At 59.1% G+C, this 18,894-nt stretch carries 19 protein-coding genes; 10 read left to right on the forward strand and 9 right to left on the reverse strand.

Going from position 1 to position 18,894, the window contains the following annotated elements; translation table 11 throughout:
* The first annotated feature begins 62 nt into the window (after positions 1 to 62).
* From ACR0LX_RS06770 to ACR0LX_RS06785, 4 genes are all read left to right on the forward strand, one after another.
* Complete coding sequence (locus tag ACR0LX_RS06770) at positions 63 to 605, forward strand: GbsR/MarR family transcriptional regulator (protein ID WP_480783061.1); 543 nt, start codon at positions 63 to 65, stop codon at positions 603 to 605.
* Between the two features lie 70 nt (positions 606 to 675).
* The gene (locus ACR0LX_RS06775; protein WP_480783062.1) at positions 676 to 1,512 is read left to right on the forward strand and encodes a fatty acid desaturase; all 837 of its coding nucleotides are present in this window, start codon (positions 676 to 678) and stop codon (positions 1,510 to 1,512) included.
* Between the two features lie 211 nt (positions 1,513 to 1,723).
* Positions 1,724 to 2,200 carry a YHS domain-containing (seleno)protein gene (locus tag ACR0LX_RS06780; RefSeq protein ID WP_480574574.1) on the forward strand — a complete coding sequence of 159 codons (477 nt, stop codon included), beginning with the start codon at positions 1,724 to 1,726 and terminating at the stop codon, positions 2,198 to 2,200.
* 267 nt (positions 2,201 to 2,467) lie between these two features.
* The gene (locus ACR0LX_RS06785; protein WP_480783063.1) at positions 2,468 to 3,001 is read left to right on the forward strand and encodes an outer membrane protein; all 534 of its coding nucleotides are present in this window, start codon (positions 2,468 to 2,470) and stop codon (positions 2,999 to 3,001) included.
* Positions 3,002 to 3,042: 41 nt separating this feature from the next.
* On the opposite strand, the gene ACR0LX_RS06790 is transcribed toward ACR0LX_RS06785, so the two are convergent.
* Entirely contained in the window at positions 3,043 to 4,026 is a 984-nt protein-coding gene (locus ACR0LX_RS06790) for a quinone oxidoreductase family protein (protein WP_480783064.1), read from the reverse strand.
* A 196-nt stretch (positions 4,027 to 4,222) separates the two neighbouring features.
* Here ACR0LX_RS06790 and ACR0LX_RS06795 point away from each other — a divergent pair, with 196 nt between their 5' ends.
* The gene (locus ACR0LX_RS06795; RefSeq protein WP_480783065.1) at positions 4,223 to 5,080 is read left to right on the forward strand and encodes a DUF2189 domain-containing protein; all 858 of its coding nucleotides are present in this window, start codon (positions 4,223 to 4,225) and stop codon (positions 5,078 to 5,080) included.
* Positions 5,081 to 5,088: 8 nt separating this feature from the next.
* On the opposite strand, the gene ACR0LX_RS06800 is transcribed toward ACR0LX_RS06795, so the two are convergent.
* Complete coding sequence (locus ACR0LX_RS06800; protein ID WP_480783066.1) at positions 5,089 to 6,075, reverse strand: NAD(P)H-quinone oxidoreductase; 987 nt, start codon at positions 6,073 to 6,075, stop codon at positions 5,089 to 5,091.
* A 63-nt stretch (positions 6,076 to 6,138) separates the two neighbouring features.
* Complete coding sequence (locus ACR0LX_RS06805) at positions 6,139 to 6,831, reverse strand: COQ9 family protein (RefSeq protein WP_480783067.1); 693 nt, start codon at positions 6,829 to 6,831, stop codon at positions 6,139 to 6,141.
* A gap of 111 nt (positions 6,832 to 6,942) precedes the next feature.
* On the opposite strand from ACR0LX_RS06805, the gene rpsU reads away from it, so the two are divergent.
* The 3 genes from rpsU (at position 6,943) to ACR0LX_RS06820 (ending at position 10,132) form a co-directional block, all read left to right on the forward strand.
* Positions 6,943 to 7,149, forward strand: coding sequence for a 30S ribosomal protein S21 (rpsU, locus tag ACR0LX_RS06810; RefSeq protein ID WP_005614280.1), 207 nt, complete (start codon positions 6,943 to 6,945; stop codon positions 7,147 to 7,149).
* A 295-nt stretch (positions 7,150 to 7,444) separates the two neighbouring features.
* Complete coding sequence (locus ACR0LX_RS06815; RefSeq protein ID WP_480783068.1) at positions 7,445 to 8,602, forward strand: CAP domain-containing protein; 1,158 nt, start codon at positions 7,445 to 7,447, stop codon at positions 8,600 to 8,602.
* A gap of 282 nt (positions 8,603 to 8,884) precedes the next feature.
* The gene (locus ACR0LX_RS06820; protein WP_480783069.1) at positions 8,885 to 10,132 is read left to right on the forward strand and encodes a CAP domain-containing protein; all 1,248 of its coding nucleotides are present in this window, start codon (positions 8,885 to 8,887) and stop codon (positions 10,130 to 10,132) included.
* A gap of 56 nt (positions 10,133 to 10,188) precedes the next feature.
* Here ACR0LX_RS06820 and ppk2 read toward each other — a convergent pair whose 3' ends face one another.
* Positions 10,189 to 11,106, reverse strand: coding sequence for a polyphosphate kinase 2 (gene ppk2, locus ACR0LX_RS06825; RefSeq protein ID WP_480574554.1), 918 nt, complete (start codon positions 11,104 to 11,106; stop codon positions 10,189 to 10,191).
* Positions 11,107 to 11,318: 212 nt separating this feature from the next.
* Positions 11,319 to 11,777, reverse strand: coding sequence for an Lrp/AsnC family transcriptional regulator (locus tag ACR0LX_RS06830; protein ID WP_480574551.1), 459 nt, complete (start codon positions 11,775 to 11,777; stop codon positions 11,319 to 11,321).
* 136 nt (positions 11,778 to 11,913) lie between these two features.
* Here ACR0LX_RS06830 and ald point away from each other — a divergent pair, with 136 nt between their 5' ends.
* Entirely contained in the window at positions 11,914 to 13,032 is a 1,119-nt protein-coding gene (ald, locus tag ACR0LX_RS06835; protein WP_480783070.1) for an alanine dehydrogenase, read from the forward strand.
* 140 nt (positions 13,033 to 13,172) lie between these two features.
* Here the strand turns inward: ald and ACR0LX_RS06840 are convergent, their stop codons facing one another.
* On the reverse strand, positions 13,173 to 13,979 hold the full coding sequence (locus ACR0LX_RS06840; protein WP_480574545.1) for a mechanosensitive ion channel family protein: 807 nt from the start codon (positions 13,977 to 13,979) through the stop codon (positions 13,173 to 13,175).
* Between the two features lie 224 nt (positions 13,980 to 14,203).
* Between ACR0LX_RS06840 and ACR0LX_RS06845 the strand changes: the two genes are divergently transcribed.
* Positions 14,204 to 14,902, forward strand: coding sequence for a glutathione S-transferase family protein (locus ACR0LX_RS06845; protein WP_480783071.1), 699 nt, complete (start codon positions 14,204 to 14,206; stop codon positions 14,900 to 14,902).
* A gap of 38 nt (positions 14,903 to 14,940) precedes the next feature.
* Here ACR0LX_RS06845 and ACR0LX_RS06850 read toward each other — a convergent pair whose 3' ends face one another.
* The 3 genes from ACR0LX_RS06850 to ACR0LX_RS06860 all read right to left on the reverse strand — a co-directional run bounded on the left by ACR0LX_RS06850 (position 14,941) and on the right by ACR0LX_RS06860 (position 18,739).
* Positions 14,941 to 15,387 (reverse strand): YtoQ family protein, encoded by a 447-nt coding sequence (locus ACR0LX_RS06850; protein WP_480783072.1) that lies wholly within the window; start codon positions 15,385 to 15,387, stop codon positions 14,941 to 14,943.
* Positions 15,388 to 15,469: 82 nt separating this feature from the next.
* Entirely contained in the window at positions 15,470 to 17,866 is a 2,397-nt protein-coding gene (pheT, locus tag ACR0LX_RS06855; protein ID WP_480783073.1) for a phenylalanine--tRNA ligase subunit beta, read from the reverse strand.
* A gap of 78 nt (positions 17,867 to 17,944) precedes the next feature.
* A complete protein-coding gene (locus ACR0LX_RS06860) occupies positions 17,945 to 18,739 on the reverse strand; it encodes a CE1 family esterase (RefSeq protein ID WP_480783074.1) in 795 nt (264 codons plus the stop codon).
* Positions 18,740 to 18,894: the final 155 nt, after the last annotated feature.

Here is an 18,894-nt window from a genome sequence, read left to right on the forward strand (position 1 = left end):
AGGGCTTGATCGAATCGTGCATTCCTGTAATTTCTGTCATTACAGAAAATTGGAAACCAACAATGCACCTTACACAGTCCATGCAGGACTTCATTCTTCACTGGGGTGACATGGGCTCGAAATGGGGTGTGAACCGATCAGTGGCCCAGATTCATGCGCTTTTGCACATTTCACCCGACCCCCTGACTGCTGATGACATTTGCGACACGCTTGGGCTGGCGCGGTCCAACGTCTCGAACGGTTTGAAAGAACTTCAAAGCTGGAAGATCGTCAAATCCAGCCGGAAGCTGGGCGACCGGCGCGACCATTTCCATTCGATCCGGGACATGTTCGATCTGGCAAAGGCCGTTGCCGAAGGTCGCCGCGAACGCGAATTCGCCCCGACCCTGGCGGCGATGCGCGCTGCATCCGAGGAGGCCCGCGCAGACGGCACACCCGCGCAGATCCGCGCGCGGCTGGAAGAGACGTTGGACACAATGCAGATGTTCGACGACTGGTATGTCGACGTAAACCGCCTGCCCCGTCGCGTGCAGCTTGCAATCGTCAAACTCGGCGGTCGGATAGCTCGGCTGCTACCCAAAGGAACAGGAGACAAGCCAGAATAAAAAAATTTTGACCATTAATTTCTGTCATTACAGAAGTGACTGCTATTTCAGACACCGAAAGGAACAAGACATGCCCGATCCAATCCCGCCACGCCAACCCGAACGCGCGCCGATGAATGTTGCCTGGACCGATCTGGTATCGCTCAGCCATTGGGATCGGGTCAGAGAGCTGCTGTTGCCTTTGCCCTGGCTGGTGGTTTCGCTTGCACTTTACGGCACCTACCTTTGGCCGCTGGGCAGCCTTGGCAGTTTCATGTTCTTTCTGTGTGGGCTGCGCCTGAACCATGAGGCAATCCACAGCAATCTGGGCCTGTCCCGACGCTGGGACAACGCGGTCATGCATGGGCTGAGCGCTCTGATGATGGGGTCCAACCATGCGTTTTGCCACTGCCATCTGCTGCATCACAAACACGCCATGGGTCCGGGCGATTGCGAAGGGCGGTGCGGGCACATGACTTTGCCTCAGGTCCTGATCTACGGGCCGCGCTTTCCGGTCGATATCAACCGGGCGGCCTGGCGTGGCGCCAACTCCAAAGCCCGCAGACGTATTCTGATCGACTGGGGGCTGGTGGCCTCTGTTGTCGCGGTCGCCGTGCTCAGCGGATCGCAAGCGCTTGGTCTGCACGTGCTGGCTATGATTGTCGCCCAGTCCCTTGCAGCCCTGTTCGCGGTCTGGATCACCCATCAGGGCACCCATGACAGCGGCGTCGCCGCACGCAGCCAACGCGGCCTGCTTGCCCGGCTGGCTTACCTGATGTTCTATCACCGCGAGCACCATCTGTTCCCCAAGGTCCCGGTCAGCCGCCTGCCCGTGCTTGCGGACCGGCTGGACCGGTCCGATACCGGATACGCCGCCCGCCGCAAACCCGTTATCGGCTGGCTGGAACCGCGCCGGTACCGCATTTGAAACCGGCCACCTGTTCAGGCGCGGACCTGCGCGTCTGCACAGGCATCGTTCGCCTAAGCACAATCACAATTGATTGCTTTGAACGTGATCACGACGTTCCCCAACTCGGGTTCTGTGACGGCCAATTACCGGCGTCACGGACAAAAAATCCGGGTTGTGAGAGCCATATTCCAGGCTCGAAATCGGCTCTGTTCACGAAAGGTGAAGACCAATGAACAAGATCAAATCCATCATCGGCGGCGTCGCACTGTCGGTCGCCATTGCAAGCTCGGCCCTGGCCGCCGGCGTAGAACTCAACACCACGACCACCGGTCTGGCGCTGCAAGGGTATGACCCGGTTGCCTATTTCACTGAGGGCGAGCCCACCAAAGGCGACTGGCAGATCACCGCTTTGCACAACGACGCGATGTACCGCTTTGCCAACGAGGAAAACAAAGCTGCCTTTGAAGCAAACCCAGAGGCCTACCTGCCCGCATATGGTGGCTACTGCGCCTTTGGCGCGGCCATGGGCTTTAAGTTCGACGGCGACCCGAACTATTGGAAGATCGTCGACAACAAGCTGTATCTGAACCTGTCCGAAGGCATTCAGAAGCGTTGGGAAGGCGACATCCCCGGCTTTATCGAACAGGCCAGCACCAATTGGGAAACCATCGCAGAAAAAACCCCCGCGGAACTGCAAGAGCAATAATCCGCTGATCTCAGCGAAACAGTCGGCGGCAGGCTCACCCTTGCCGCCGATTTTATTTGAAAGCTGCATTCGCGATCCTAAATCCTGTCTCATAGCACGCGTCCAACGATAATGGGCCATTCGCCGACAGCTCGAGCAGGCGGCGACACGTTCGGTACGGAACACTTAATCCATCGGAATTCCGGCCACTTTGGCCGGGGAAATATTTGCATCGCGCGTCCTGGGCTCAGGGCGGGACTATCGCAATTCGTTTGAAAGGAACAAAAGATGACAGGAAAACTGGCTCTCGTCGCCACCGTAGCTACATTGGCGGCAGGCTCGGCAATGGCGCAGTCCTCGGGCGATTGGACCGGGTTCTACGCCGGTGGTCAGATCGGTTATGCCGATGTGGACACCAACGTGTCCGGCATCGATGGCGATGGCGCAATCGGCGGTCTGATTCTTGGTTATGACTATGACCTGGGCGACTGGGTCGTCGGTGGTGGCTTCGACTATGACTGGGCTGACATCGACCTGTCTGGCGCAGCCACGCTTGAAGACGTCTGGCGCATCAAGGCGCGGGCCGGATACAAGGTAAATCCGCAAGGGCTGCTTTATGGAACCGGTGGCTATGCTGACGCCGGAACAGACAATCTTGGCAGCGACAATGGCTGGTTCATTGGGGCGGGGTACGAGCAGATCGTCGCCCCCAATATCAGCGTGGCGGGCGAGATTCTCTATCACGAATTCGACAATTTCAATTCCAGCGGCGTGGATGTGGATGCGACCACATTCCAGATCCGCGCGGCTTATCGGTTCTGACAATGCTCAAGGCTCCGGCGCTTTGCGCCGGGGCCAAGGGATCAGATCTCGAGGATTGTGCTGCCGGTGGTTTGCCGTGCCTCAAGTGCGCGATGCGCGTCGGCCACCTCTTCCAGCGGGAATTGCTGGTCGACATGAACCTTGACCTCTTTCCCATCGACCTTGCCGAACAACCGCCGCGCCATCGCCTGGCAAACGCCCGGGTCCGAAATATGCGTGAACAGCGTTGGTCGTGTCAGCTTTAGGGACCCTTTCTGCGCCAAAACGCTCAGGTCCACGGGCGGAACCGGCCCCGAGGCGTTGCCGAATGAGATCATCATACCCAACGGCTTGAGACAGTCCAATGAGCCCTGAAACGTATCTGCGCCGACGGAATCCATTACGGCGTCGGCACCCTTGCCGCCGGTGATTTCGGCAACACGCTCGGCAAAATTCTCGGTCCGGTAATTGATGCAATGGGCGGCCCCGTTGAACTGGGCAAGGCTGCATTTTTCATCCGTCCCTGCGGTTCCTATCAGGGTGATGCCTTCGGATTTGGCCCATTGGCAGGCGATCAGGCCCACACCTCCGGCTGCGGCGTGGAACAAGACCGTATCCCCCCGCCTGAGCGGCGTCGTCCGATGGAACAGATATTCGACCGTTAGGCCCTTCAACATCATCGCCGCCGCAGTTCGGAATGAAATGCTCTCGGGCAGTGGGCAAACTTGTGCCGCCGGCATCACACGCGCCTGCGCATAGGCACCCGGAGGCGCCGCAGCATAAGCCGCGCGCTGGCCGGGGCTGAGATGCGTGACACCTTCGCCGACGGCCTCGACGATACCGGCCGCCTCCATGCCCAGCGCATGCGGCAGGTCCAGCGGATACAAGCCGCTGCGCTGGTAAACGTCGATGAAATTCAGCCCGCAGGCTTGATGTCGTATGCGAATCTCGCCCGGCCCCGGATCACCGACCGGGCGGTCTTCGATCCGAAGAACCTCGGGGCCGCCGGTTTCATGAATCACAACGGTGCGTGCGGTCTGCTGCATGGTGCTCTCCCTGAAGGCTTTTGGCCAAGCTAACATGCCTGCCACACAGGGCAATCCATTCGATCTGGCATAGCCAGGCGGACTCGCGCGCAAATCTGTGCTATACTGCAACCAGGCGTTGCCGGATCATCCGGGCGCGGACAAACCGATCACCGGATGCACCCCGTGGCGCAGTCAAGCCAGGGAGGGGACGAACATGGACAAAACGATCGGTAATCCCATCAGCTGGGCCGCCCGGAACCTTGGGGCAACCAGCGAACACATAGCAGAAAGCGTATCCACCGTCGGCAGCTCGGACACGAACGAGATGCCTTTGGTGCAGACCCTGACACTGTCGGATCTGCGCGCCTGTTTGCAGGCGGGCTATCACGACTTTCTGGAAACCCGCGCCGATGCGGTCTTTATCGTTCTGATCTACCCGATCGCAGGGCTTTTGATGTTCGGGATCGGGATGAACATGGACATGGTGCCGCTGCTGGCCCCGCTGGTCGCCGGGTTCGCTCTGATCGGACCTGTCGCCGCCGTTGGGCTTTATGAAATCAGCCGCAAGCGGGAACAGGGCGGCGGGGTTCACTGGCTGGACGCCTTTGGCGTGTTCCGATCACCGTCCTTCGGCGCCATTCTGGCGCTTGGGTTCTATATGGTCATGCTGCTGTTGATCTGGCTGATGGTCGCGCAGAGCCTTTACGCACAAACACTGGGACCCGAACCACCAGCGTCGTTCGGCAGCTTCATGACCGACGTTTTCACCACCGGAGCAGGCTGGGCCATGATCCTGATCGGTACGACGATCGGGTTTCTTTTTGCGGTAATCGCACTGGCCATCAGCGTCGTCAGCTTTCCGCTGCTGCTGGATCGAAAGGTCGGGCTACCGGTCGCCGTGGTGACCTCGGTTCGTGTGCTGCGGCATAACCCCGGTGTCGTTCTGACCTGGGGCTTTATCGTCGCCGCCATGCTGGTTCTGGGGGCGATACCGATGCTGCTGGGCCTGATCGTGGTCATGCCAATTCTGGGCCACGCCACCTGGCACCTGTATCGCCGCGCTGTCGCCTGAAGCCGGGCTCAGTCAGCCACCTTCAGGACGATCTTGCCGATGTGGCCCGAGCTTTCCATCCGCGCATGGGCGGCTGCCGCGTCGGCCAGATCAAACTCGCTGTCCATGACGGGCGCGATTTTCCCAGCTTCAAGCAGCGGCCACGCAGCCTCCAGCAAATCCTGCGCAATGCGGGCCTTGGCCAGATCGCTTTGCGGGCGCAGCGTGCTGCCAGTCAGTGTCAGGCGTTTCACCATCATCAGCGCGAAATTAACCTCGACCAACGGCCCTTGCAGAAACGCGATCTGGACCAGCCGCCCATCCTCGGCCAGAGCCTTGATATTGCGCGGAATATAGTCGCCACCGACCATGTCGAGGATCAGGTTTGCCCCACCTTCTGCACGCAGCGCCGCGACAAAATCCTCTTGCTTGTAGTTGATGGCCTTTTCGGCCCCCAGCTCAACGCAGGCCGCACACTTGTCATCCGACCCAGCGGTTGCAAAGACACGCGCGCCAAAGGCGTGCGCAAGTTGAATAGCTGTTGTCCCGATGCCGCTCGAGCCGCCATGCACCAGAAACCGCTCGCCCGCTTTCAAGCCGCCGCGTGTGAACACATTGGACCAGACGGTAAAGAATGTTTCGGGCAGGCAGGCCGCCTGTTTCAGATCCATGCCCGAGGGCACCGGCAGGCAGTGCGCAGCAGGCGTGGCGACGTATTCCGCATAACCTCCGCCGGGCAGCAGCGCACAGACCTGATCCCCCTCGGCCAGCCCTTCAACACCGGGGCCAATGGCCACGACCTCGCCTGATGCCTCAAGCCCCGGCAAATCACTTGCCCCCGGAGGCGGGTCATAGGCGCCGGCGCGCTGCAACGCATCCGGGCGATTGACACCGGCATAGGCAACCTTGATCACAACCTGACCGTGGCCCGGTTCAGGGATCGGACGCTCGGTCAGTTGCAAAACGTTCGGGCCACCCGGTGTCGAAATCTCTACGGCGCGCATCATCTGGGTCATCGGCAAGTCTCCTTTGCCCATGACCTAGCAGGCGACAGTCAAAAGGCCCAGATGCAACTGCGCTTACTTGCGGGGGTTCAGCAGCCCGGGAAGGTCTGCACGCATTCGCGTCGGAGCTTTGATCTGACCGGCCACCCAGTTGGGCAGCGTCAGGAACGGCCTGAACAGCGGATTATCGTTGACCTGCGCCTTGAGCTTTTCGAACTGCATCACACCCTCGATGCGGCGGTCCAGAAACTCCCAAGTCTTCTGATGATCGGGGCTGTCGTCACCCAGCCAATAGAGAAGCGTCGAGGAATACACACCCGAAAGCGTTGCGCGCTTGGTGTACCAGTTTACATCGTCCGAGGTATCGCCCAACGCATCCCAGATCAGATCGCAGGTCCCCCAGATCGCCTTGGCACCATCGGCGGCATGGGTCGGCAGGGCAAACAGGGTCATGCCCCGGCGCACGACCTCTTTGTCCGGAACCGCCTGCAACCGAAACCGAATCGCGGCAGCCACTTTTTCGCGGAACTTAAGGCCGCTCAGGTCTGCGGATTTGAGTCGGTCCAGCATCTCGGCATCGCCGCGCGCGTGAAACGCCAGCGCCAGATCTACTGCCCCGCGCGGACAAATGGCGCGGGCCAACCCGTCATCGACACCGCATTCTTCAATCGCCGCGCGAAAGCTGGTCTCGGACCATCCGTCAAACGGCACATGATCCAGCATGGCGTTCAAAAGTTGCTCTTTTGTGTCTTCGTAAGTCGCGGTCATGGCGGTTCTCCGATGCTCGGCCCCAGTACTAGACAAGTTAGACCGGCTTTGCTATACGGCCAATTCCTGCAATTTCCTTGCAACTCTATCTAGAAAGGTGGTGACAACCACATGCAGGTTAGTGTTCGCGACAATAACGTCGATCAGGCGCTTCGTGCCCTGAAGAAAAAGCTGCAGCGCGAAGGCGTGTTCCGTGAAATGAAGCTGAAGCAACATTTCGAGAAACCGTCCGAGAAAAAAGCGCGCGAGAAAGCTGAAGCGATCCGCCGTGCCCGTAAACTGGCACGTAAGAAAGCACAGCGCGAAGGTTTGCTCTAAAACCTCGCTCGTCCAGCTTTGGATGGCACTATTTGACGACCCCCGAGGCCCCGCCCGGGGGTTTGTCGTTTCTGGGTCCTGATGGTTTCTGCCGAAAGTACCTGTCCCTCTATGCGGTAATCTGCCGAACCCCGTCCGACCCGTTTGGACCGGCATTTTGCAGCGCAGCGAATCGCACGTGACAGCACTCGCCCGCCAATACCCGCCCTGATTGAACACCGCCTCTTTTCGCCCTTGGCATCGCCCCTGTAACTGACCGCTGTCTGAAACAGACGACAACCAAACGGAGGCAAACATGTCGACAGCAAGCACAGTCGAACGGGAAATGCTGGCCCTGATCAATCAGGAACGCACATCTCGCGGACTGGACCCCCTACAACTGGAGACACAACTGAACGACTCGTCGGAAGACCACAGTGCCTGGATGCTGGACACAGATCGGTTCAGCCATACCGGCGCAGGTGGATCATCGGCGACGCAACGGATGCAAGCGGCCGGATTTGATCTGGAAGGCAGCTGGCGCACAGGCGAAAATATCGCCTGGCAGTCCGAACGCGGCGCGCCCGGCATCAGCGATGATGTTGCGCAATTGCACGAAAACCTGATGAACAGCCCGGGTCACCGCGCAAACATCCTGAATCCTGATTTCAAGTATATTGGGATCGGGATCGAAGAGGGTGACATGCAAGGTTATGACGCTGTCATGGTCACGCAGAACTTTGCTGCAACCAGCGCCGAAGTGATGCTGGATACGGGCGAAGAGGTGACGCCACCGGTCGACGAAGACGTGGCCGAGCCAGTCGAGGACGTGGATGAACCCATCGAAGAAGACGTCGTCGAACCAGTCGAAGACACCGATGACCCTGTCGATGAAGACGTAGCCGAACCGGTCGAGGATACCGAAGAGCCCGTCGAAGAAGACGTTGCTGAACCGGTCGAAGACACTGAAGACCCCGTCGAGGAAGACGTAGCTGAACCGGTCGAAGACACCGAAGACCCCGTCGAGGAAGACGTCGCCGAACCGGTCGAAGACACCGATGTGCCTGTCGACGAAGACGTCGCCGAACCGGTTGAAGACAACGACGAGCCCGTCGAAGAAGATGTCGCCGAACCGGTCGAAGACACCGAAGACCCCGTCGAGGAAGACGTCGCCGAACCAGTCGAAGACACCGATGAACCCGACAGCCCCGAAATTGCGGAGTTTGACGTACAAGGCTTCCTCGCCGAGATCGAGGCCTTTGTCACGGCCCTGCAAGCGCGGTTCGACCAATTCGACTGGAACGTGCCACAACAGAGTGACCCTGCGACCGACACCAACACGTTCGAGTTCACCTTCAGCTTCGATTTCTCTGATGATGAGAACGTTGTCGAAACCGACGTGTTTGAGGACACAACTGATTACGACTGCTGTATCCCGGTCTTTGAACCGACCTGCGGCATAGATTTTGTGTGAATGGCATTTCTCATAAGGCAGCGACCATCTGCATGTCTTAGCAAATGCTGATTAGTGGTCCCGAAACAGGGACCACTTTTTTTGCACAAGGCCATTAACGTGCCTACGAGGTGCAAGTCAATCGGTTGATACCGGGTTCCATGCGCAACTTTCTGCACATGCATTGCCCGCTTATGGTGGTATTTCGCCAACCAAAACCAAGGGCAAAATTGTGACTTTCTGCCGCCCAATTCTCGCCACTAATGTCGCGCCAAAATAATACGACCAATTGGAGGCAGAATCATGTCGACTGCAAGTGCGCTAGAACGCCAGATGCTTGCGCTTATCAACGCCGAACGAACCTCGCGCGGGCTGAACCCTGTACAGCTGGAATTGAGACTAAATGCCTCAGCCGAAGACCACAGCGACTGGATGTTGCGCGCAGACGTATTCAGCCATACTGGCGCTGGCGGATCCAGCGCAGGTGACAGGATGCGGGACGCCGGGTTTCAGTTCAGTGGTAGCTGGACCTTGGCGGAAAACATAGCTTGGCAAAGCATCCGAGGCGCACCAGGTCTGGAGGACGACGTCCGTGACTTGCACACAGCGCTGATGAACAGCCCGGGTCATCGCGCGAATATCTTGAACGAAAACGTAACCGTGATCGGCATTGGCATTGAAACCGGAAATTTCGATGGATGGGATGCCATTATGGTGACCCAGAACTTTGCCCGGACATCCGCTGCGCTGCAATTGGATCATGGCGGATCCGGCGAGAATACCAGTGGCGGAAGCACTCCGACAAGCTATGCCGCCCCTGTCAAAAAGACGGTTTCCGGCGACAAAAACGGGACGAATGGCGACGATTGGCTTGTTCTGAAAAAGGGAGCAGATGGAAAACTGGTTGGCCGGGACGGTGACGACATCCTGATAGGCGCATCGAAGGCCGACAAACTGTACGGGTCAGCAGGGAACGATACGCTCAAAGGCGGCTCTGGCAATGACAAGCTGCATTCTGGAAGCGGTAATGACAAGGCGTCCGGAGGTTCCGGAAATGATCTGGTCGATGGCGACGGCGGTAACGACAAGCTCTATGGTGGCAAGGGAAAAGACAAGCTGATTGGTGGCACCGGAAGCGATTGGCTGCATGGTGGTAAAGATGCCGACAAGCTACAAGGAGGCCACGATTCCGATATCCTGATCGGCAGCTCCGGGAACGACAGACTGTGGGGTCAGGGCGGAGACGACAATCTGAAAGGCGGCGGCGGCAAGGACAAACTGTCCGGAGGCTCGGGCAACGACATTTTGTCAGGCGGAAGCAACGAGGATCTGTTCATTTTCAGCACAGGCATTGATCGTGTCGTCGACTTCAGCAGCGCAGATACGATCGACCTTCGCAAAGTCAGCACAATAACCAGCTACAGTGACCTTAGAAACAATCACATGTCACAGTCAGATGGCGACGTAGTAATCGAAGACGGGCTGGGAAACTCGATGATTGTCGAAGACACGTTGATCGCAGAACTGGATCGCGGTGACTTCTTCCTTTGAGCCGAACTTGCTGCCTGGATCAAAAGCGGCACCTCTATCCGAGGTGCCGTTTTGTTTTAGTAAACCTTGGGTACGTACAGCTCGTCGGGCAGAATGCGGCGCTCGTATTCAGGGTTGTATCGGCGATCGGGCAGGTTGACCTTTTCTTGCGGCACATCCTCGTAGGGGATGCGGGTCAGCAAGTGCTCGATACAGTTCAGGCGCTCGCGTTTTTTGTCGTTGCCTTCGACGATATACCACGGCGCTTCGGGAATGTTGGTGCGGAACAACATGTCTTCCTTGGCCTTGGTGTAGGATTCCCAGCGGATGCGGGATTCCAGATCCATCGGCGACAGTTTCCATTGCTTCATCGGGTCGTGAATCCGCATCAGGAATCGCAACTGCTGCTCTTCGTCCGTGATCGAGAACCAGTATTTCAGCAGGATGATCCCCGACCGGACCAGCATTCGTTCAAATTCTGGAACGTCCTGAAAGAACTGTTCCACCTGATCCTCGGAGGCGAAACCCATCACCCGTTCGACACCGGCACGGTTGTACCAGGACCTGTCGAACAGCACGATTTCCCCGGCTGCAGGCAAATGCGGAACGTAGCGTTGAAAATACCACTGGCTCTGTTCCCGGCGGCTGGGCGCTGGCAGCGCCACGACCCGGGCCACGCGCGGGTTCAGGCGCTGGGTGATCCGCTTGATCACGCCCCCCTTTCCGGCGCTGTCGCGACCTTCGAACAGAATGCAGACCTTGGCTCCGGTATGCTGCACCCAATCCTGAACCTTGATGAGTTCGGCCTGAAGGCGCAGCAGGTTGCGAAAATAGACTTTGCGGTCCAGCATATCGGGGTGCTGCGCCTTATAGACCTTGCGGATCTCCATCGAGAGCATCGGCTCGTTGAATTCGATCTCGAAATCTTCGTCCAGCGTGTCTTCCAGTTCCGCTTCCAACCACTCCTGTGCAGCGTCGTTAATGTCGTGTGCCAAGGTCGGCTCCTTATTATTCTTCGGGTTCGAACCGAATCCGCGATGTGTAATAGCCTGATGTCACCGAGGCACGAGCCAGTCCAGCGGACTCGGCCCTTTCAAATCAAACACATGCGCCAAAGCCATAATGTGACCCTTGGCGCGCTGGGATACAAGCCTCAGAATTGCCGCAGCGCGCACTGGTTCAAAGCTGTGAATTCAGCGCAATTGTGTCAGACGGGCAGCGCGGTGGTCTTGAACACGGTACGCAACGCAAATGAGCTTTGCATCTGCGCGACGCCCGGCAGTCGCGACAGGTATTGCCGGTGAATGCGGGCGAAATCCTCGGTGTTCTCAGCGACAACCTTCAGAATGTAATCCGCAGTCCCGGCCATCAGATGACATTCCAGCACATCCGGAATTCGTGCGACGGCTTTCTCGAAGGCTTCCAGAACCTCCTCGGCCTGGCCCTGCAAAGTGATCTCGACAAACACGGTTGTCGGGACCCGCATTTTTCGCGCGTCCAGCAAAGCGACGTAATCCTTGATATACCCTTCGGCCTCGAGCCGCTGCACCCGGCGGTGGCAGGCCGAGGGTGACAGGTTTGCCTGATCGGACAGTTCGGAATTCGACATCCGGCCTTTGCGCTGAAGCGCCGCCAGAATCTTGCGATCTGTTGTATCTAAACTCATTTGCGCACATCCAATGCGTGAAACTTCGCTTTGTTCGAATAATCTTCCAGAGAACCTGCCCTTTGCAAGCGGGGTTTCACAAAAATTGCGCTGGATTCTGCACATAATTTAGGCAGTTTGTGAACGGAGACTCCCAATGAAAATCGGTTGCCCAAAGGAAATCAAACCTCAGGAATTCCGCGTCGGTATGACTCCGAACGCCGCTGGCGAAGCGGTGGCGCGCGGTCATGAGGTGATCATCGAAACCAATGCCGGCATGGGGTCCGGCTTTGACAATGACGCCTACATCGCTGCCGGTGCGCGCATCGTCGACACAGCGGAAGAGGTCTTTGCCACCGCCGACATGATCGTCAAGGTCAAAGAACCGCAGGCTGTCGAGCGCAAAATGCTGCGTGAAGGCCAATTGCTGTTCACCTATCTGCATCTGGCACCGGATCCTGATCAGACCCACGACCTGCTGGCCTCGGGCTGCACCGCCATCGCCTATGAGACAGTAACCGACGCCAATGGCGGCCTGCCTCTGCTGGCGCCCATGTCCGAAGTTGCCGGTCGTCTGGCCCCGCAGGTCGGGTCGTGGACCTTGCAGAAAGCCAATGGCGGACGCGGTGTCTTGATGGGTGGCGTGCCCGGTGTTGGCCCAGCCAAGGTCGTCGTGATCGGCGGCGGCGTTGTCGGTACACATGCCGCACAGGTCGCTGCAGGAATGGGCGCGGACGTAACCGTGCTGGATCGATCCCTGCCGCGCCTGCGCTATCTCGATGATGTTTTTGGCGGTCGCTTCAAGAACCAGTACTCGACCGCAGGTGCCACGGCTGAGCTGGTGCAAGAGGCCGATATGGTCATCGGTGCGGTTCTGATCCCGGGCGCTGCGGCCCCCAAGCTGGTCACGCGCGCGCAGCTTTCCACAATGAAGCCAGGTGCGGTGCTGGTCGACGTCGCAATTGATCAGGGCGGGTGCTTTGAGACGTCCAAGGCAACGACCCATGCCGACCCGATCTATGAGGTCGACGGGATCATGCACTATTGCGTGGCTAACATGCCAGGCGCGGTTGCCCGAACCTCGACAATCGCACTGGGCAACGCGACATTGCCGTTCCTGCTGTCGCTTGCGGACAAAGGCTGGAAACAGGCCTGTCAGGACGATCCGCATTTGCTAGCAGGTCTGAACGTCCACGCCGGACAGCTGACCTACTATGCGGTCGGCAAGGCACTGGGAATTGATGTCGTTTCGCCAAACGTAGCGGTCAAGTCATAGGGCGCTCCCGCCCCTGAAGCCGTCCTTTTTCAAAGGACGGCGTACAGCGTTGGGCATAGCGCCGCGCTTTGCGCGGCGCGGTCTCGCCAGACCTTCAACCGGATGCAAAACGACAGGCGCCGCGTGACGGGCGGGAGTACTCACCCCTCCTTGTGGATTTCCACCGAATGCGGATAGGGAATCGAGATCCCCTTGGCGTCGAAGGCTTCTTTGACTGCTTTGGTCAGGTCGAATTTCGCATCCCAGTAGTCCGCCGCAGCACACCACAAACGCGCCGTCAGATCGACCGAGCTGTCACCCAGATTGGTCACCCGCACCCAGGGTTCAGGATCACCAAGAATGCGGTCGTCTGCCTTCGCCACATCCAGAATGATCTTCATCGCGTCATCCGCGCTGTCGCCGTAGTCGATGCCAAAAACCAGATCGACGCGGCGCGTGTCATGCGCCGAGTAGTTGGTGATCACCGATCCCCAGGCCTGACCATTCGGTACGATGATCTGCACATTGTCGGGCGTCACCAGCTCGGTGGTGAACAGGTTCAGGTCCATAACTGTACCGGCCGTGCCGCCGATATCCACGTATTGGCCCAACTTGTAGGGGCGGAACACCACCAGCATCACTCCCGCCGCCAGATCGCTGAGGGTTCCTTGCAGCGCAAGACCAATGGCCAGTGATGCCGCACCCAAAATCGCAACGATACTTGTGGCCTCGATCCCAAAGATGCCCAGAACGGCGACAAAAACGATCGCCAACAGCACCCATTTGACAAGGCTGGCTACGAAATTCCCCAGCGTCGGGTCAATATGCGGTGTTGAGTTGATGCGGCGACGAACAAGGCCGCTGATCGACCCGGCAACGATCCAGCCCAGAACCAGTACGATCAGTGCTTTGACTGCGCTCATGATCAGCGGACCGAAAGCGCCCACCTGTGTTACGACATCTTCCACGCGTATCTCCTTTACAGCACAAGAAAACCCGCGCAGACCGCGCCGGTGTCGGGCGAAAGTCTGGGCCAAATCGCCTTTCGGGTCTAGGGGGCGTATGCGACGGATTTTCCCCCATCTGTTCCTGAGCAAACAGCGGATGACCGGTGACGCACAGACCGGGACCTGACAAGGCAGCCGGAAATTGCCAGACTGCACTGGACCCGCCCGCATGACAGGAGCTTCAGATGCTGGACACGACCCACTTTCCGATTATGGCCAAATGGCCCCCGCAACACCCCGACCGGCTTCAGCTGTATTCCTTTCCGACCCCCAACGGCGTCAAGATATCGATCATGCTGGAAGAAACTGGCCTTCCCTATGAGGCGCACCGGGTTACGCTGGCCGATGCCGATGTCAAAAGCCCCGAGTTTCTGTCGCTCAACCCCAACAACAAGATCCCCGCAATCATCGACCCGAACGGGCCGGACGGGCAACCCTTGGCGCTATTCGAAAGTGGCGCGATCCTGCTGTATCTGGCTGAAAAAACCGGCAAGCTGATCGGTCAGTCAGACGCCGACAAGCACCGCGTGACGCAATGGCTGATGTTCCAGATGGGCGGCCTGGGCCCAATGCTGGGCCAGCTTGGCTACTTTCACAAATTTGCAGGCAGTGAGATCGAGGACCCGCGACCGCGTGAGCGCTATGTCACCGAGGCCAAGCGGCTGCTGAACGTCCTCAACCAACAGCTTGAGGGTCAGGATTGGATCGCCGGAGAATACTCCGTCGCCGATATCGCCATCGCCCCCTGGCTGCGCGGACTAGATTTCTATGGCGCGCATGAGGTCGTCGGGTGGCATGACCACGCGAACCTTGTGGCCTATCTCGACCGCTTTCTGGAACGGCCTGCGGTCCAAAAGGGTCTGGTCACGCCGCCAAGAGAGTGATGCTCCGTTCGACCTCGGACCCGGAACTGGGGCAGAGGTCAGCCGGGCAGTCGCCCCGTTAGCACATAGCGCAGGATCTCGACGACCTGCGCAGGCTCTTCTGCGACGGCCAGTGCCGCGGCGTCCACCTCTTTCAACGCATGCTGATGATCGGAACCGTGCAGGACGATGATCGATTTGCCCAGCGCCGCCGCATAGCCAGCGTCAAAGGCTGCATTCCACTGCTTGTACTTGTCACCAAAGCGCACGACGACCACATCCGCGTCCGAAATACCCTTGCGCGTACGGATTGCATTGACCATCGCACCCTTGTGGTCATGCCAGTACTTATTCGATTCAGCGCCCAGAATGGCAACGCCGCAGTCATCGCTGGCGTCATGATCGGTGACCGGGCTGCTGAAAGACACATCCAGACCCTCAGCGCCATCAACGATCTGCTCACGCCAATCCGTATGGATTTCTCCGGACAGGTAAACCTTCAGCATTTCTTTCTCCTCCGCAGACAAAGAAAGGGCGCAACCGCCCCTTCATCTTTTCAAAAATACTCCCGCCGGAGGCGATCCGACCTCAGCCGCGCAGAGTGCCGCCGGTCGCCTTGGCGACCTTCTCGACAATCTTTGCGCTGACGGCCTCGATGTCCTTCTCCTTCAGCGTGGCCTCGGACGGCTGCATGCGCACAGTGATGGCGAGGGATTTTTTGCCGTCGCCGAGACTGCCACCGATAAACTCGTCGAACACGCGCACCTCTTCGATCAGCGCCTTGTCCGCGCCCGCTGCTGCGTTGACCAGCGTCAGAGCCTCGACATCCGCGTCGACGACAAAGGCAAAATCGCGCTCGACCGCCTGCAAATCGCGCAATTCCAGCGCCGAGCGTGTCGCTCCCGACTTGCGTGGCAACGGAACCTGATCCGGCCAGATGGTAAAGGCCACGGCGGCGCCCTTGATGTCCAACGCCTGCAACACCCGCGGGTGCAATTCGCCAAACACGCCCAGCACTTTTTTCGGACCCAGACAGATCTTGCCATGACGGCCCGGATGCCACCAGGCATCGCCACCGCGCAGAATTTGAACCTTTGCAGGTGCGCCGATGGCCGCCAGCACAGCCTCGGCATCCGCCTTGGCGTCGAACACATCGACCGCACGCGCGGCACCATGTACGTCTTTGGGGCCACTGACCCCAACCAGCAATCCTGCAATCTGCGTCTGCTGCTCGCCCGGCTCGCCATCGTGGAACACTGGGCCAACCTCGAACAACGCGAGGTCCGCATATCCGCGTGCCTGATTGCGGGCAGCGGCTTGCAGCAAGCCCGGCAACAGGTCCGGTCGCATATGGCTCATCTCGGAAGAGATCGGGTTTTCCAGCTGCGTGACCTCGTCACCACCGCCAAACAGCGCCGCCGATGCCTGATCGATAAAGGTGTAGGACACACATTCATTGTATCCCAACGCCGCACAGGTCCGCCGAGCCATCGACTGGCGGCGCTGCGCAGGTGTCATGACCGGCTTGGGAATGCCCTCAGTCACGCGCGGCAGCGGTTTGCCCTGCAATTTGGTCAGCGAGGCAATCCGGGCAACCTCTTCAACCAGATCAGCTTCGCCCATGACATCAGGGCGCCAGCTTGGCACATAGGCCATCTCACCATCTAGACGGAACCCAAGACGGGTCAGCGTCTGACGCTGCTCGCTTTCGGGAATATCCATCCCGACCAGCGATTGCACCCGCGCCGCATCCAGCCGGTAAGCACGCGAGTGAACCGGGGCCTTGCCTGCCTCGACAACATTCGACGCCTCGCCACCGCAAATGTCGAGGATCATCTGTGTCGCCTGTTCCAGCCCTTCCCGCGTATATTCCGGATCGACGCCACGTTCGAACCGGTACCGTGCGTCCGAGTTGATCTTGAGCGCCCGCCCCGTCAGGGCGATCTGCACATGATCCCAGAACGCACTTTCCAGAAACACGTTCACGGTGTCCTCGGTACAACCGGTTTCTTCACCGCCCATGATCCCGGCAATCGATTCCGCGCCTTTGTCGTCGGAAATCACCATCATGCCAGGCTGAAGGGTGTATTCCTTCTCGTCCAACGCGACCAGTTTCTCACCGCCTTTGGCGCGGTGCACCCGCAGGTTGCCCTGCACCTTGTCCGCGTCGAACACGTGCAGCGGGCGGTTCTGGTCGAAGGTCATGTAGTTGGTGATATCAACCAGCGCCGAAATCGGACGCAGACCGATTGCCTTCAATTGATCCTGCAACCATTGCGGGCTGGGACCGTTCTTGACGCCCTTGATCAGACGCCCGGTGAAATGCGGAGCGCCGTCCAGAGTGTCTTCGTCAATCGTCACCTTGATCGGGCTCTCGAAATCCCCCGGAACCGGCACATAGTCGCGCTCCTTCAGCTTGCCCAACCCACGGGCTGCCAAATCACGCGCGATCCCGGCCACGCCCAGCGCATCCGGACGGTTCGGGGTGATCGCGATCTCGATCATCGGGTCGACCTTGGACGGCTCGTTCTCGGCCAGCCAGTCGACGAACCGGTCCCCGACCTGCCCCGAGGGCAATTCGATGATGCCGTCATGTTCATCCGACAGCTCCAACTCGCGCTCGGACGCCATCATGCCAAAGCTTTCAACACCCCGGATTTTGCCGACGCTAATGGTCAGGTCCAGACCGGGAATGTACATGCCCGGTTTGCAAACGACGACGGTGATCCCCTCGCGCGCGTTTGGTGCGCCGCAGATGATTTGCAGATCACCCTCGTCGGTTTCAACCGTACAAACGCGCAGCTTGTCGGCATCGGGGTGCTTCTCGGCATGTTTCACATGGCCCAGCGTAAAGCCCGACAGCCGGTCGGCCGGGTTGACGATCTCTTCGACCTCAAGCCCAAGATCGGTCAGCGCCTCAGTGATCTCATCAACCGAGGCATCCGTGTCGAGGTGGTCTTTCAGCCAGGACAGAGTGAATTTCATTGCTACGAGCCTTTTTGGGCAAACATCCGTTCGGCACAGGCAATGGCAAAGATTGCGCCAAGGTGCAAGCGCTGCGCGTCAGGGATAGGTGGGGGTGCGGCCCAAAAGCTCGTCCAACTGCCGCCCGATCCAGCCATGGGGGATGAAATGCCCACCGGGATGGATGTCCAGCACCACTTGTCCTGTCGTGCAATCGGTCCATTCCACGCGGGTGAGCGTCAGGAACGGCTCGACGCTCCAGTCGCCGCGCGGGGTGGCACCGTTGCAGTCATATTTGGCCCGCCACAAGGCCACCAGATAGGTCGTGTCGCCACCGGGACCAAAGGGGAAATCCATCACCTTGTCGTCGGTCCCGTGCACATGGCGCGCCTCGCGCGGAGCCTGCGGGCATTCCTCGGTCTGGCGAATGCTGCCCGCCACCGCCAAAAGCGCGGCAACATCATTGCCCGACTGGCAGACATAGCGCCACGCCATCGCGCCACCAAAGGAATAGCCCGAGACGTAAATGCGCTTGCGGTCAATCGGATAGCGCCTGGCGACATCCTCCAGAACCCGGTCCGCAAAGGGCACGTCACGGGTATCCGCCGACCAGAAGTCCCAGCTTTTTCCCAACCCGTTCGGAGCCACCAACAAAACGCCGCGCAGCTTGGTCGCGCCCGCGATCCGTTGATGATTGACCACAACATCCCCCTGCCGCGCCCAGCCGTGAAAGTGCAGCAGCACAGGCAGCGGCGTTTCGCCGTCCCACCCGTCCGGTTCCAGCACATGGTATGAGCGCTCGCCAAGGTTACAGGCGGTCTCGCCATGGCAAGTATCCACGGCGAGGGCTTGTGTTGCGACCAGCAGAAAAAGGCAAATCAGTCGATAGATCATGCGCCCGACCCTAGCGGGACTTTCCGCGCTGTCACATAACATATCGGTGTAGGGTGGACGTAGGCCGGGCTTCAGCCCGGCACCCACCCGGTATCCAACCAAAACACCAAGCCGCGCCATCGCCAGACCGCGGGATGGCGACCCTCGGCTTGTAT

The organism is Ruegeria sp. CH11 (assembly GCF_056537105.1).

What these genes read in the sequence shown, in the direction of transcription:
- ACR0LX_RS06820 (WP_480783069.1), top strand. Translation starts at nt 8,885, where the DNA reads ATGTCGACTGCAAGTGCGCTAGAACGCCAGATGCTTGCGCTTATCAAC.
- ACR0LX_RS06860 (WP_480783074.1), bottom strand. Translation starts at nt 18,739, where the DNA reads ATGATCTATCGACTGATTTGCCTTTTTCTGCTGGTCGCAACACAAGCC.
- ACR0LX_RS06790 (WP_480783064.1), bottom strand. Translation starts at nt 4,026, where the DNA reads ATGCAGCAGACCGCACGCACCGTTGTGATTCATGAAACCGGCGGCCCC.
- ACR0LX_RS06830 (WP_480574551.1), bottom strand. Translation starts at nt 11,777, where the DNA reads ATGAGTTTAGATACAACAGATCGCAAGATTCTGGCGGCGCTTCAGCGC.
- ACR0LX_RS06800 (WP_480783066.1), bottom strand. Translation starts at nt 6,075, where the DNA reads ATGACCCAGATGATGCGCGCCGTAGAGATTTCGACACCGGGTGGCCCG.
- ACR0LX_RS06785 (WP_480783063.1), top strand. Translation starts at nt 2,468, where the DNA reads ATGACAGGAAAACTGGCTCTCGTCGCCACCGTAGCTACATTGGCGGCA.
- ald (WP_480783070.1), top strand. Translation starts at nt 11,914, where the DNA reads ATGAAAATCGGTTGCCCAAAGGAAATCAAACCTCAGGAATTCCGCGTC.
- ACR0LX_RS06805 (WP_480783067.1), bottom strand. Translation starts at nt 6,831, where the DNA reads ATGACCGCGACTTACGAAGACACAAAAGAGCAACTTTTGAACGCCATG.
- ACR0LX_RS06775 (WP_480783062.1), top strand. Translation starts at nt 676, where the DNA reads ATGCCCGATCCAATCCCGCCACGCCAACCCGAACGCGCGCCGATGAAT.
- ACR0LX_RS06845 (WP_480783071.1), top strand. Translation starts at nt 14,204, where the DNA reads ATGCTGGACACGACCCACTTTCCGATTATGGCCAAATGGCCCCCGCAA.
- ACR0LX_RS06815 (WP_480783068.1), top strand. Translation starts at nt 7,445, where the DNA reads ATGTCGACAGCAAGCACAGTCGAACGGGAAATGCTGGCCCTGATCAAT.
- ACR0LX_RS06770 (WP_480783061.1), top strand. Translation starts at nt 63, where the DNA reads ATGCACCTTACACAGTCCATGCAGGACTTCATTCTTCACTGGGGTGAC.
- rpsU (WP_005614280.1), top strand. Translation starts at nt 6,943, where the DNA reads ATGCAGGTTAGTGTTCGCGACAATAACGTCGATCAGGCGCTTCGTGCC.
- pheT (WP_480783073.1), bottom strand. Translation starts at nt 17,866, where the DNA reads ATGAAATTCACTCTGTCCTGGCTGAAAGACCACCTCGACACGGATGCC.
- ACR0LX_RS06850 (WP_480783072.1), bottom strand. Translation starts at nt 15,387, where the DNA reads ATGCTGAAGGTTTACCTGTCCGGAGAAATCCATACGGATTGGCGTGAG.
- ACR0LX_RS06795 (WP_480783065.1), top strand. Translation starts at nt 4,223, where the DNA reads ATGGACAAAACGATCGGTAATCCCATCAGCTGGGCCGCCCGGAACCTT.
- ACR0LX_RS06780 (WP_480574574.1), top strand. Translation starts at nt 1,724, where the DNA reads ATGAACAAGATCAAATCCATCATCGGCGGCGTCGCACTGTCGGTCGCC.